Here is a 12788-nt window from a genome sequence, read left to right on the forward strand (position 1 = left end):
TTCGTGTGTGACTGGCGTTACGTGATTCTTGGTCCTCCGGAGCGGCTCCGGGGATGAATCCGCGGGAATCTCGACGTGTCCGAAAGGAAGGCGTCCACGCGATTCCCGGGCGTCCACGGAAGGAAAGGGCGACATGCGAGCAAAAGACCCCCAGGCCCCGGACAATGTCCTTGCGTTCCGCCGGCGACGAGAGGTCTCGGCACCCGAGCCCGAGGCGGCCGCGGACGCCGCTCCCCGGGCGGCGACCTCCCCCGCGACGGTGCTGAACGCCGAGCGCGGCATCATCAACACCGGAACCGTCCACGGCGGTCAGCACGTCACCACCGTCGAATTCTTCGGCCACGTCGGCGGAGGAACCGATGGGGACAGCTGATCTCCCCGGTGGGACCGAGTTCGACTTGGCCGAGTTCGCGACGGCTCTGGCGGGTCGAGGACCGGCGATCTGGGCCCCCAACGGCGTCATCAACACCGGATTGCTGGCAGGTGACCAGAACCTGCGGCTCACGCCTTCGGCTGAGGGAGGCGCGGCCCCGGGTCCGATGCGGCAGGGCCCCGTACGGGCGAAGTATGTGCAGGCAGCGCAGCGGTGCTTCGTGCCGCCGCCCGGCTTCGAGGAAGCCCTCGCGGTGCGCGAAGCCGGCATCGTGGTGCTCGTCGGCGAGGCCGGAACGGGGCGGGAGACACACGCGCTCAACCTTCTCGCGCACGGCCACGAGGCCCCCGTCCTCGTCCAGGTCGACGGAACGGCCAACCTCTCCCGGTGGTCGCCGCGCACCCACGGCGTGGAGGGGTACCTGGTAACGGAGCCCGCGGATCCCTTCGCGATCCGGGCATGGGACCTGGCCCGCCTCGAAGGGCTCCTGGCGGAGGCGGGCGCCTGCCTCGTCATCGTCCTACTGGAGGCCCCCGGCCCGGTGGGCGCACTGGAGGACCACCTCGGCGTGCCGGTCCTGCGCCACCGGCCGCCTGACCCGCGGAAGGTCTTCGCCGCCCACCTCGCGGACGGCTGCCCCGATGAGGTGGTACGTGCCCGGTTGCTGCGGGCCCTGGAGCCCGGCGAGCTCGACGAGTTGTTGCCCGAAGGCCTTCCGCCACGCCATGCCGTACGGGCCGCGGACACCCTGCAGCGCTTGGGGGCAGCGGGCGGCCCCGCCCCGGGGAAGGTCATGCACAGCCTGGCCGGGGCCGAGGGTTCCGAGATCATGGCCCGCGCCCAGTGCGACCCCGCCCTCCTGGCCTGCCTGCTCTCCCTCGTCGTTTATGGAGGACTGCACAGCGCCGTCGTGATGGAACGGGCGCGGGAACTGCTCCGGCTGGCGGGCCCGGACAGGATGCGGGGTCCCGGCTCTTACGGTCATCCGGGGGAGGAGCCTCCGACGAGGTCGCCGGGCGAGGTCCTGCGGGTCCTCGGAGCCCATCGCGTGAGCCGCGCCGATGGCGAGGCTGCCGACACGGTGTCCTTCTTCTGGCCCGCCGTGAGCAGGGCCGTGTGGGAGAGCCTGGGCCGGGACCGTGCGGACCTCGTGCCGGTGGTGCACGCCTGGCTCGCCGACCCCGGCCCGGAGGAGGACCAGATCCAGCGGGCCGGCCGGGCCGTCGCTGCTCTGGCGGAGGCCACGAGCGGCCAGTCCCTGGAACTGCTGTCCGCGCTGGCCTCTGCTCCGGTTCTCCCCGCCCCGCGGGTGGCTGCATTGTGCCTGGCGACACGCTTCCGGGACCGGTCGGTGGCACAGACGGCGGCCGAACTGCTCGACCTGTGGAGCGTCAAGCCCGAGGCATCTTTGCAGCACGCTGTGGCGTACGCCTGCCAGGAGCCCGGGGGACTCGGGGACGAGCAGGCGTTGCGACTGCTGGAACAGCTCACGGAAACCCTGGGCGCCGGGCCGGACGACCTCTCCGTCTTCGAGGCTGCCAAGGGGGCACTCGTACGACGCTTCGACAGAGGCGACCACACCACCAGGGTGACCCTCCTGCACCGGATGCGGGACTGGGCTCGGACCGACGACACGGCCGGCCTGCTGACCGCCTGTGCCTTTCCCGCCCTGGCCCGCACCGATTTCCTGTGGTGGAGCGGGCGGGCTCTGGCCCGCGCCGGGTCGGCGACGGTCGCCGTCCACCTCGTCGCACACTCCCTGAACGAGCCGGTCGCCTTCTCCGACATGGGAGACGCCCTGCTCACCTGGTGTGCCGGGGCGGCCGGCGCCAAGGGCAGGTCCCGTGCGGTGGCCCGGCTTCTCGACGGGCTGGTGACCGCCAGGGAGCCCGGCTTCCTCCGCTGGCTCCTGGCCATGGAAAGGGGTCCGGACACGATGCCCGGCAAGGCACCCGCCGCCCACGCGCTGAAGAGCTGGCGAGACAACACCCCGGCCTCACAGGCTGGTTGAGCAGGAGGCAAATCATGACTTTCTTCTCCCACTCCGGCATCTTCTCGACCGTCGAACGCCGGTGCGCCGACAACGATCCCACGCCCCCACTGCGTTTGTTCGACGGCACGGAACCGTGGGGCGTACCCCTTTCCCTGGACCAGGCCCGCGCGTTGCTCTACGACCGCACGGCGTGCTCCCTGGCACGGGCTTCCCTGTGGCACCAGGTCGCGGAGCGGTTCCGGGCCGGAGGGACCGACTGGCGGGAGGCGGTGGTGTGGCTGGGTCTGCAGGGGCTACGCCGCAACGCGTCCCGGATCACGTGGTGCCGCCGTGCCGACCGCGAGGACGTCGAGGCGGAGCTCGTCACCTGCTACCTCGAAGAGCTGGCGAGGCTGGACCCGCGGGACCCGGAACCCGGGAGGACGGTGCTGCGGTCGGCCTGCTCCCGCGCCTGGGAGGTCTGGCGTGACACGCACCGCGAGAACACGGTGGAGGACGTGGAACGCGTCGGCGGTACTTCCCCCGGCGTGGGCCGGGACGACGTCTGGCAGGCGGACTACGACCCGGCCACGAGCCGTTCGGGGCTCTCCGCCAGCCTGCGGATCTCCGTACCCGCGCACCGTGTCGAAGGCGTACGGATCGGAGCTCTGGCCAGTGCCTGGGGTGTGGCCGGTACGGCCACGAGCGTCGGGCACTCCGGACGGGGCCGCCGGGTCGCCACCCTCTCCCTTCGCCTGGCCGGGAGGAAGGGATGAGCGGCCGCCACGACACCCCGCTTACCTTCCGCGAGATCTTCGACCTGCCGGTGAGCGTCGACCTGCGCACGGCGGCCCGGGCGTTCGGTATGTGTATGGGCACCGCCTACCGGTTGGTCGCCCGTGACGAGTTCCCCTGTCCCACGGTGCCCGTCGGCCGCCGCCACCGGGTGCGGACCGTGGAACTGCTGGCCGCGCTGGGCATTGAGGAGCGTCCTGTCTTCGCCGACGAGATCGCCGACGGCGTGGCACTCACGCTCTTCGACTGACCCCTTCCCGCCCTGCCGGCGGCGGAGGCCGCTGGCAGGGCCCCTGCTCCCGGGCCACTACCGAAAGGAATCCACCATGCCTACCTGCCTTGTCATCGACGGGACCGCGACCACCACCTACTCCGCCACTCCCTGCCTCCCGGAGGAGCGGCACCGATCCGCTGTCCTCCACGAGGAGATCGTGCGCCCAGTGTGCGAGCAACTCGGACTCACCCTGCTGAGGGCGGGCAGTCTCGCCGAGGCCGGCCTGCCCCTGGACCAGCTGCTGCACCTGCTCACTGAGGCGGACGTCGTCGTCGCGGACCTCGGCGGTACGGACCCGGAACTGGCCTTCGCCTTCGGCGCGCGCCACGCGCTCGGTCGGCGCACCGTCCACGTCACCCAGGACGTCGAGTGCGGTCCCGCCCCTCGGGCGGTGCTGCACTTGGGTTTCCCGTCCCAGCCGGACGGCACAGCCACTGCCCGGCAACAGTTGCTGGACGTGCTGGCGGCGGACCCGCTGCGGACGGACAGCCCGATCGAGACGGGCTCTGCTATCGGAGCGGAGAGCGGCCCCGACGAGAACCTCCCGGGCATGTTCGATCTGATCGTGGAGGCCGAGACCCAGATGGAGGGACTCGTCGACGACATGGCGGATGTGACCGCGGCCATGTCGGACCTTACGGAGCTCATGATGCTCCTCGGGGAGGAAATGACCCAGGCCGCCCACTCCGGGGCCCCGGCGAACAAGAGGATGGCCGTGGTGAGCCGCCTGGCCAAGGCCATCGAGGGCCCGACTGGAGAACTGGAGGCTGCGGCGGACCGGTTTGCCGAACGCATGCGCACCTCCTGCACCGCCTTCCAGGTGTTCCTGGACTGGTTGGCCAGCACTCCCCCCGCTGAATGGCCGGAGGACGCGGAGGAAGCGTTGGAGCAGATCGCCTTGATGGACTGGGGCGCTGAGATCGAATCCGAGGCCGTTCAGGAAGGCATGGCCATGATCAACATGATCGGTGCCGCCAGCCGCCTCATGCGACGCCCCGTACGCAGGATCATGTCGGCCTTCCAGGGAATGCTCCACAGCGTCGCCATGCTGCAGGAACTCCGCTCCAAGGCAGTTGAGTTGCGTCGCATCTGAATGATGCCCGGCATGTGGGCGTGACGGCTGTTGACGAGGGCGCCCGACCTCAAGAGGTCTAGATAACGACGAAGGCCCAGGTCTCTGACCTGGGCCTTCGTTCGCTAGCGGATGACGGGAACCGAACCCGCGCTATGGGCTGGGAACCACCCGGTGCTTGATCATCCCCATCGCACCTGGACTGCGAAAATGGCTCTGAGGTGCAGGGCTTGAGGCCGCTTTCCGTGTCTGCTGCTGACCGCCGTTCACCGCTCTACTGGCACGTGGTGGCACGGGCCCCGTCAGCCGCGCCACTCGAACAGGACGAGCGTGGCGTCGTCCGAGGTGGTGTCGCCGCGCGCCCGTTTGAGGGTGTGGGAGAGCCCCCGGACCATGGTGCGGATCCCGCGGTCGGCCTCTTTCAGCCGGTTCACCCAGTCGATCAGCTGCTCCTCGCCGAACCGGTTCTGCCCGTCGGCGTGTTCCTCGATGGGGCCGTCGGTGAAGCAGAGACGCGGTCGCCCGGCTCCAGCGTCACAGTGGTGACCTGGGGTGGTCCCCTCCGAAGCGGACGGGGAGGGTCGTGTGGCTCTCCAGGCGGCCGACGACGCGGTGCGCGCGGACCAGCATCGGTGCGGGGTGTGCTGCGTTGACCCACTGGAGGCGGCCGGTGTCCGCATCCCGCGCTGATCGGTGTGCTGAGCGAGCACCTCGGCCCCCTCACCCGGGTGGGTTTGGGCGCCTCGGCCTGGAACGGCCTGCCGACCCACCTGGTTGTCGACGGCCGTGTCGTCCACCTCGAATCAGGCACACGCCGACGGACAGGGACGACCTTCGGCTTGTCCCCGCCCGTCGCGGGCAGCACGGCTTCCTATCTCGATCATCTGGCTTCTGATCTGCGGAAACCTACTTGGCGCGGAGTTTCTCGCCGATCCCGGGACGCCCGTGTCCGGGAACGGGTCTGGTGTGCCGTGACCGGGCACGGCGGTCCTACAGCTTGCTCATCTTGGCGTAGGGGCTCACGATCCGCTCCCGCGTCGAGCCGAAATCCACGAGGGCCGCTATCCCGTCCTCGACGCCGGTGACCCGGCCGAGGCCGTGCACGTCGTGTGTGACCTGGTCGCCTACGGCGAACTGCTTGGGAGGCAGCGCGACCGGGGCTTTGAAGGGACTGGTGGGCAAACAGCGCTTCGGTGCACTTGGCTTTGTCATTGTCTCCAGTATGCGCCCACGGACCTCCGCTGCGCCCTTCACGTCCGCAGCTCGGTACCCGGGAAGGGTTTCGCTGAACGGCAGGCTCCAGGCCCCCTTCTCGGCGAGCCGGTACCGGAGGCCGCCGCGCGCCGGGCGGCCGGGGCGGTGCCGCGGCGGCCGCGGGAGGAGGAGGCGCTGCGCTTGGGGCGCTCGGGCGCCGGCGCCTTGACGGTGACCGGGATGCCGGAGGGGGCCTGGGCACCGGTGATCCGGATCAGCTCTGCCTCACCCGGGCGGACCCGGCTGGTCTCGGGCACGATGCCCGCGTCCTGCAGGAGACGGTTCACGCCGCGGCGCTGCTGGGGCGTGACGAGGGTGACGACGCTGCCGGACTCGCCGGCCCGGGCGGTGCGGCCGCCGCGGTGGAGGTAGTCCTTGTGGTCGGTCGGCGGATCCACGTTGACGACGAGGTCGAGGTGGTCGACGTGGATGCCGCGGGCCGCCACGTTCGTGGCGACCAGCACGGTGACGTGCCCGGTCTTGAACCAGGCCAGGGTGCGTGCCCGCTGCGGTTGCGTCTTCCCGCCGTGCAGGGAGGCGGCCCGCACGCCGCTGCCGAGGAGCTCTTCGGTGAGGCGGTCCACGGCGTGCTTGGTGTCCAGGAACATGATCACCCGGCCGTCGCGCGCCGCGATCTCCGTGGTCAGCCGCTGCTTGTCGGCGCCGTGCACGTGCAGGACGTGGTGCGCCATCGTCGTGACCGCGCCCCGGGAGGGGTCCACGGAGTGGACGACGGGGTCGGTGAGGTAGCGGCGGACCAGGAGGTCGACGTTGCGGTCCAGGGTCGCGGAGAACAGCATCCGCTGGCCCTCGGGCCTGACCTGGTTGAGCAGTGCGGTGACCTGCGGCATGAAGCCCATGTCGGCCATCTGGTCGGCCTCGTCCAGGACGGTGGTCCCGACCCGGTTCAGCCGGCAGTCGCCGCGCTCGATGAGGTCCTTGAGCCGCCCGGGGGTGGCCACGACGACCTCGACGCCGCTGCGCAGCGCGTTCGCCTGCCGGCCGATCGGCATGCCCCCGACGACCGTGGCCAGGCGCAGCTTCACGGCGCGGGCGTACGGGGTGAGGGCATCCGTGACCTGCTGGGCGAGCTCCCGTGTCGGGACCAGGACCAGGGCCAGCGGCTGACGGGGCTCGGCGAACTGCCCGGAGGTGCGGGCGAGCAGCGCCAAGCCGAAGGCGAGGGTCTTTCCGGAGCCGGTCCGGCCGCGGCCGAGGACGTCACGGCCGGCCAGGGAGTTGGGCAGCGTCGCCCCCTGGATGGGGAACGGTACGGTCACGCCCTGCGCGGCGAGCGCGGCCAGCAGGGTCTTCGGCAGGTCGAGATCGGCGAACGCCTCGACGGGGGGCAGCGCCGGAGTGATCGTCTTCGGCGGGGCGAACTCGCCCTGCACCGGTGCGGGCCGTCGGCCCTGGCCTCCCGAGGGGCGGGGAGCACCGGAACGGCTCGGGGCGGACGACGCACCGGTGCGGCGGGTGCGGGAAGAGCGGCTGCTCGTACGTGTGGGGTTCATGAAGAACCTTCCTTGATACGGCGCGCATCGAGGAGTTCCGCACAAGGGGAGCAGGATGCGGAATCACAGGTACGGACCGAATGAAATGAGATAAGCGGCAGCGAACGGGATGCGCGATAAATTCGAGGCGACGCAGCCGGAAAAGAATGCGCGAAAATGCGGATCCGAGGCGTCGAGGGGCACGGCTCCCCGATGGAGGTCGCGTACCTGGAGGCTGTGTCCCGGCAGGAGAAATCGCTGCGGAAATGAATGCAGCTGGGGCCCGCACCCCGAGGGATGCGGGCCCCAGCTGCAAGATGCGCGTCAGCGTCAGACGGTGACGATGTTCTCGGCCGTCGGGCCCTTCTGGCCCTGCGCGATGTCGAAGGTGACCTTCTGGCCCTCCTGCAGCTCGCGGAAGCCCGAGGCGGCGATGTTCGAGAAGTGGGCGAACACGTCAGCGCCGCCACCGTCCTGCTCGATGAAGCCGAAACCCTTTTCCGCGTTGAACCACTTCACGGTGCCAGTAGCCATGTCATATCTCCTTGGGGCAGTACGCCGGCATCCGTACCGTACGGAAGCCGTGTCGCCGCGATGATGCCCTGCCCGGAAACTGACCGGAAATACAGAGCGCTTCCGTGCGGCACGGGCCGACGGGAGCGCTCGAAGTTTTTGGGTACCAAAACTGCAACTGAGATAGACGGTAGCACGTCCCCGCAGTATTTGTGCGCCGAATATTTCCCCCGGAGCGCCGCCGGTAAAAACCCTACCCGCGATAGCAGTCAAAATCTCAGGCCGCGAGTGCAGGTATTCGTGTATTTCGAATGGGGTGTTACGGGAGGGGCGGCCGGTGGTGGGCGGTCGTAGCGCCGACGCCGAACCTGCCGCACCTGCCCACGGGGTGGTCGTCACGTTGCAGCTGGTGGATCGGACGCCTCGGCTGCGCGGCGGTACTCGGCGTTGATGCGCTGGGCCTCTTCGAGCTGGTCTTCGAGGATGATGATGCGGCAGGCGGCCTCGATGGGGGTGCCCTGGTCGACGAGCTCGCGGGCGCGGGCGGCGATGCGCAGTTGGTAGCGGGAGTAGCGCCGGTGTCCGCCCTCGGAGCGGAGCGGGGTGATGAGGCGGGCTTCGCCGATGGCGCGGAGGAAGCCCTGGGTGGTGCCGAGCATGGCTGCGGCCCGGCCCATGGTGTAGGCGGGGTAGTCGTCGTCGCCGAGGCGATCGTCGAACGAGTCGTGTGCTGTCATCTGCACCTCTCTCTGGAACGCGTGGAGGGGCCCTGGTGCCGAACGGCACCAGGGCCCCGAAGGAACTGCTACACCATCCGCCGACCCTAGTACTGCGTCGGCCTTCTGTTTCCGCGGACCCTGCCTGAACTCGGCCGGGGGCGCGGGGATCGCGGTTGCTTGACCGGAGACCACCTCACTGTCGATGTCCTGCGGTACCCGGGTTCCGTCCTTCGCCCCGGGCGATCCTGATGGCGGTCAACTCCTCCGTTCTTCCCTCTGAACCGATCACTTGCCAACGGTCCTGCGAACTGCTCTGCGGCCTGTGACAGCGCCACTGCCGAACTGCTCGGTACGCGCGCCCGCAGCCGGCGCCTTTACCGAGGTACCGCTCACTGACTGCACTGCTGTCACTGCGAACTGCACTTGCTGGACTGCTCCTGCGCTACTGCTGACGGCGGCCCCTGAACTGCGGCCACCCGGTCCGCCCGTCAGCCCCGTCACCGTCCTGCGACAACGCTGGCTCCGGAACTCCACGCGCGGACCGTCCTGCGCACTGCGTGTACTGCTGCCCGGCAGTTCGTCCCTCCGGGCCTTGCTCGATCTCGGCTACAAGAGAAACCATAGCCTTCCTGCCATCGAATGTCTACTTCGGCCGCGATAGATTTTCGCTTGTTCGGTGGGGAGGTAATCGGGTTCGAACACGACCTGGTCGGGGGGCCCGGCGAGGCGGGTGACGAAGGAGAGGACGGCGCCGGCGTCTCAGAGGGCGATGGCCGGGCTGGTGCCGGTGCGGGCGCGCGACCAGCGCAGCGCGTGGCCCGTGGTCCCGGGCGCCGGGAGGGTGGGCTTCCGCGGGTCGGGTAGTGGCCACCCCGGCCGGACGGCTGAAGTGCCGTCCCGCGGATTCCGCTAGCCCCCGAGGCGACTCCGCTGCTGTACGGGGTCAATCCTGGCATCCGATCCGGTTGACTGGTCTGGCCGCTCACCCCCACACTGGATGTATGACATTTGTACGACAGGCTGGAGGGGGCGTGGAGACCACAGCAGGTCACAAGAAGAGGGCAGCCAAGAAGGCTGCGGCGACGGCGGTGAAGCGAAACGCGGCGGCGGCCGTGCTCGGACCCAGTCGGCTGGCGCAGGTCCGGCTCCGTGGCGATGAGATGCAGGCGCTTCAAGAGGTGATGCGGACGCTGAACCTCAACTCGACTTCGGATGCTCTTCGCGAAGGGTTGAGGCTCCTTGTGCGGGAAGCGTCCGAGCTGGGGGCCGCCGAGGAGATCCGAGCCTTCTACAAGCACGGTGCGCCTCTGCCCGAGGGCGTGGTCGAACCGGATGACGACGAGCTTGCGGCAGCGGACGAGATGCAGTGGTGAGTCCAGGCACGGCGTTCCGCGGCGAGGTGTGGGTTTGCGCACTGCCGCAACCAGTGGGACCGCACCCCGTCGTAGTCCTCACAGTCCATCGGATCGCCGAGCCGCTCGCCTCGGTGACGGTCGCGCTGATCACTGGCACATCCGGTCCGCAGGTCACGCATGTTCCGATCGGCCCTGACTCCGGACTGACGAAGTACGAGGAGTCGTACGTGAACTGCGCGGACCTTCACGCCGTGGCCAAGTCCCGGTTGCGAAGGAAGCTGGGGCTGCTTGCACCGGGCGAACTGCACCGGGTGGAGGACTCGGTCCGCCTGATTCTCGGACTGCAGCGCTGACCTGTGCCTGGCCTTACCTGTCTCGGCATGGCGCCGTGGATGCGGGACAGTGTGAAGACCCGCTCGGCTCGGCGTAGGGCGGGGTCGTACCCGGCGACGATCTCCTCGGTGTCCGTCCCGAAGGGGTGGGGCTGGGAGCGGTGAGCGGGACGTTCAGTAGCCGGGCTGCCGAAGTGTGTGCGTCGAGAGTCGCCGATGCCTCTGCTGTCCGGTGCGACGCGCGCCCTGTGCCGGCTCCGCCGAGGTCGCCCGTCGCGTCGGAACAACGGCGGCCCGCCGAGGTGAGACCCTCTCGATGCGTACGGTTCCGTCGGCGGCTTCCGCGACGGGGCGAAGCCCTCGTTGCACAGCGCGGCAGCCTGAGCAACAACGAAGGCCCAGGTCTGTGACCGGGGCCTTCGTTCAAGAGCGGATGACGGGAATCGAACTCGCGCTATACGCTTGGGAATCACCGGCGCCCGTCTCGATCATCTAGCGCCTGAGCTGGGGAAACGCGCCCTTGCGGCGGCTTTCCACCGGCCCGGTGGGCACCCGTTTCGACCGTTGTTCACCGCCACCGAGGGCACGGATAGGGCACGGGATCGGAGGGCGGGCCGCAACAGGTGTCATCTCCGCATGCCGTGGGGCAGGTAGATCATGCGTGCTCCGACGACGGGGCGGGGGCGGAGCCGGGGCCGCCGGGAGGCGCCACCGTCCGTCTCCCAGGCGTTCTCACGGGCCCCTGCCTCCCGCAGGAGACGGCCTGTCTCGTGCTCCTCGGACATCAGGGAGTCGGTGGTGTGGATGTTGCCCGGGGCGGACGCGGCGGCCATCAGGCGCGCGGCGGCGGAGGGTTCGGTTTCCGGGGGGACCACCAGCAGGTCGCAGCGGCCGAGGTCGTACGAGAGCAGGATCATCGTGTCGGGGGCCTGCTCGGTGAACCAGCCGACGTGCACGGCGTAGCCGCCGACGGGGACCTTGCGCAGGGCGACCGGCCAGGGGGCCGGGTTCGCGGTGATGCGCGTGACGCGTCCGTAGCGGTCCCGCAGCGCCTCCACCAGAGGAGGCAGCTCGGTGGCGAGATCGCGGGAACACGGCCACCAGGCACCGTCCAGCAGTCCGGCCATGGAGGTGTTCGGGGTCAGGGCCAGGCGGGCCTGGCGGGTGGGAGCGGTGGTGCTGGTCATGGGGCCGGGACCCGTCCCCGGGGCGCCCGGGGCGCCCCGGCCTAGTGAGCGCCGGGAACGACGTCCGCGTGGGAGCGGGTGTACGAAATGCTCCCGGTACCTCCAACGTACTCCGCGCCGGAGCCGGACGGGGCGGCGGACCGGGCCGCTCATCCGGCGGGCGGGGCCGCCGCAGAGCCGGGCCCCCGTCACCCTCGTCCGCGCCACTCGACGAGGACGAGGGTGGCGTCGTCGGTGGTGGCCCCGCCGCGGGCCCTTCTGAGCGTGTGGGAGAGGTCGCGTGCCACGGCCCGTACGTTCCGGTCGGTCCGGTCCAGCCGGTGGACCCAGTCGACCAGCTGTTCCTCGCCGAACTCCTCCTGTCCGCTCTCGTGTTCCTCGATCAGGCCGTCGGTGAAGCAGAGGATCCGGTCCCCGGGTTCGAGCGCCACCTCGCTGACCTGCGGTTGGTCTCCGCCGAAGCCGACGGGGAGGGTGGTGGGGCTGTCGAGGCGGCGTACGACGCGGTGCTCGCGGATCAGCATGGGGGCGGGGTGTCCGGCGTTGACCCACTGGAGGCGGCCGGTGCCGGTTTCGAGCCGCATCGTCTGGGCGGTGACGAAGTGGTCGGGGGCGAACTGCTCGGCGACGGCCCGGTCCATGAAGAGGTAGATCTCGGAGAGTTCGACGCTGGTGCGGCGGGCGTGCCGGTACGCGCCGATGGCGACCGTCGCCATGGTCGCGGCGTCCAGGCCGTGACCATGGCGTCGATCATGGCGAGGTGGAGGACGTCCCCGTTCAGGGCGTAGTCGAAGCTGTCGCCGGCCACGTCGTAGGCGGGTTCCAGGACCCCGGCGACCGCGACGCGGGGCATCGTCATGGCCAGCGGCGGCAGGAGCGACCACTGGATCTCGGCGGCGACGCTCATCGCTTCGCCGCGGCGGGTGCGGAAGAAGAGATCGGTGTGGACGTGCTTGGCCCGCATCGTGTCGGCGGCCAGGGCCGCGAGCCTGCGCAGGAGGCGGCGGGCGTCGTCGACCGCGTCCAGCGTGACGGCCAGGACACCGGCCTGGTCGACGCCGGCCAGCAGCGGGACGTGGACCCGCACCCCCTCGGCCAGCGCCATCTCGATCGGGCGCGACGTGAGGAAGCACCGGCCGGCCGCCGAACCGTCGATGGGCAGGGGCTCGCCGTCCTCCAGTCCGTCCCCGGCCAGGGGGGACCAGATTCTGCTGCCCGTAGTCCTGGAGCAGGATCCGCACCTCGCGGCCCCCGATCCGTGCGATCGCGTCGGCGAGGGCCGATCCGACCCGGTCGGGCGGCAACGCGTGGGCGTGGTCCAGGAGCCCGCCCAGCAGCATCTCCCCGAAGCTCTCCGAGCGGTCGGGGTCCCCGTCCTCGTGCGGTCCGACGGTCATCCGGGGGCCTCCAGGCGGGCGGCGCAACGCTTTCGTCCGGTGCCGGCGGGCC

General features: G+C 70.2%; 13 protein-coding genes and 2 pseudogenes. 8 read left to right on the plus strand and 7 right to left on the minus strand.

What is annotated here, in order from left to right:
* Window positions 1–133: 133 nt before the first annotated feature.
* The 5 genes from ACZ7JZ_RS10970 to ACZ7JZ_RS10990 all read left to right on the plus strand — a co-directional run bounded on the left by ACZ7JZ_RS10970 (window position 134) and on the right by ACZ7JZ_RS10990 (window position 4507).
* Window positions 134–373: an S-type pyocin domain-containing protein gene (locus tag ACZ7JZ_RS10970; RefSeq protein WP_470936084.1), complete on the plus strand. Its 240-nt coding sequence runs from the start codon at window positions 134–136 to the stop codon at window positions 371–373.
* Complete coding sequence (locus ACZ7JZ_RS10975; RefSeq protein ID WP_470936087.1) at window positions 360–2384, plus strand: hypothetical protein; 2025 nt, start codon at window positions 360–362, stop codon at window positions 2382–2384. Before ACZ7JZ_RS10970 ends, ACZ7JZ_RS10975 begins: the two co-directional genes overlap by 14 nt.
* Window positions 2385–2398: 14 nt before the next feature.
* The gene (locus tag ACZ7JZ_RS10980) at window positions 2399–3121 is read left to right on the plus strand and encodes a hypothetical protein (RefSeq protein WP_470936090.1); all 723 of its coding nucleotides are present in this window, start codon (window positions 2399–2401) and stop codon (window positions 3119–3121) included.
* Window positions 3118–3390 (plus strand): DNA-binding protein, encoded by a 273-nt coding sequence (locus tag ACZ7JZ_RS10985; RefSeq protein WP_360113630.1) that lies wholly within the window; start codon window positions 3118–3120, stop codon window positions 3388–3390. The genes ACZ7JZ_RS10980 and ACZ7JZ_RS10985 overlap by 4 nt, the downstream gene beginning before the upstream one ends.
* A 76-nt stretch (window positions 3391–3466) precedes the next feature.
* A complete protein-coding gene (locus tag ACZ7JZ_RS10990) occupies window positions 3467–4507 on the plus strand; it encodes a hypothetical protein (protein ID WP_470936093.1) in 1041 nt (346 codons plus the stop codon).
* Window positions 4508–4788: 281 nt separating this feature from the next.
* Here ACZ7JZ_RS10990 and ACZ7JZ_RS10995 read toward each other — a convergent pair.
* Window positions 4789–5167, minus strand: a pseudogene (locus ACZ7JZ_RS10995) (PP2C family protein-serine/threonine phosphatase); the annotation flags it as partial.
* A 47-nt stretch (window positions 5168–5214) separates the two neighbouring features.
* Between ACZ7JZ_RS10995 and ACZ7JZ_RS11000 the strand changes: the two are divergent.
* Window positions 5215–5571 (plus strand): hypothetical protein, encoded by a 357-nt coding sequence (locus ACZ7JZ_RS11000; RefSeq protein ID WP_470936400.1) that lies wholly within the window; start codon window positions 5215–5217, stop codon window positions 5569–5571.
* Here the strand turns inward: ACZ7JZ_RS11000 and ACZ7JZ_RS11005 are convergent.
* The 4 genes from ACZ7JZ_RS11005 to ACZ7JZ_RS11020 all read right to left on the minus strand — a co-directional run bounded on the left by ACZ7JZ_RS11005 (window position 5477) and on the right by ACZ7JZ_RS11020 (window position 8483).
* Window positions 5477–5698 carry a hypothetical protein gene (locus ACZ7JZ_RS11005; protein WP_470936096.1) on the minus strand — a complete coding sequence of 74 codons (222 nt, stop codon included), beginning with the start codon at window positions 5696–5698 and terminating at the stop codon, window positions 5477–5479. The two genes, ACZ7JZ_RS11000 and ACZ7JZ_RS11005, sit on opposite strands and share 95 nt — an antisense overlap.
* 38 nt (window positions 5699–5736) lie before the next feature.
* Window positions 5737–7254, minus strand: a complete 1518-nt coding sequence (locus ACZ7JZ_RS11010) for a DEAD/DEAH box helicase (RefSeq protein WP_470936099.1) — start codon at window positions 7252–7254, stop codon at window positions 5737–5739.
* Window positions 7255–7563: 309 nt separating this feature from the next.
* Entirely contained in the window at window positions 7564–7767 is a 204-nt protein-coding gene (locus ACZ7JZ_RS11015; RefSeq protein WP_150208878.1) for a cold-shock protein, read from the minus strand.
* 374 nt (window positions 7768–8141) lie between these two features.
* Window positions 8142–8483, minus strand: coding sequence for a MerR family transcriptional regulator (locus ACZ7JZ_RS11020; RefSeq protein WP_470936102.1), 342 nt, complete (start codon window positions 8481–8483; stop codon window positions 8142–8144).
* Between the two features lie 1013 nt (window positions 8484–9496).
* Here ACZ7JZ_RS11020 and ACZ7JZ_RS11025 point away from each other — a divergent pair.
* A complete protein-coding gene (locus tag ACZ7JZ_RS11025; RefSeq protein ID WP_470936105.1) occupies window positions 9497–9838 on the plus strand; it encodes a hypothetical protein in 342 nt (113 codons plus the stop codon).
* Window positions 9839–9864: 26 nt separating this feature from the next.
* Window positions 9865–10173, plus strand: a complete 309-nt coding sequence (locus ACZ7JZ_RS11030; RefSeq protein WP_470936403.1) for a type II toxin-antitoxin system PemK/MazF family toxin — start codon at window positions 9865–9867, stop codon at window positions 10171–10173.
* A 605-nt stretch (window positions 10174–10778) separates the two neighbouring features.
* Here the strand turns inward: ACZ7JZ_RS11030 and ACZ7JZ_RS11035 are convergent.
* Window positions 10779–11339: a DUF5994 family protein gene (locus ACZ7JZ_RS11035; protein ID WP_470936108.1), complete on the minus strand. Its 561-nt coding sequence runs from the start codon at window positions 11337–11339 to the stop codon at window positions 10779–10781.
* 188 nt (window positions 11340–11527) lie between these two features.
* A pseudogene (locus tag ACZ7JZ_RS11040) lies at window positions 11528–12736 on the minus strand (PP2C family protein-serine/threonine phosphatase).
* Window positions 12737–12788: the final 52 nt, after the last annotated feature.

This window comes from Streptomyces sp. NPDC038213 (genome assembly GCF_055600495.1).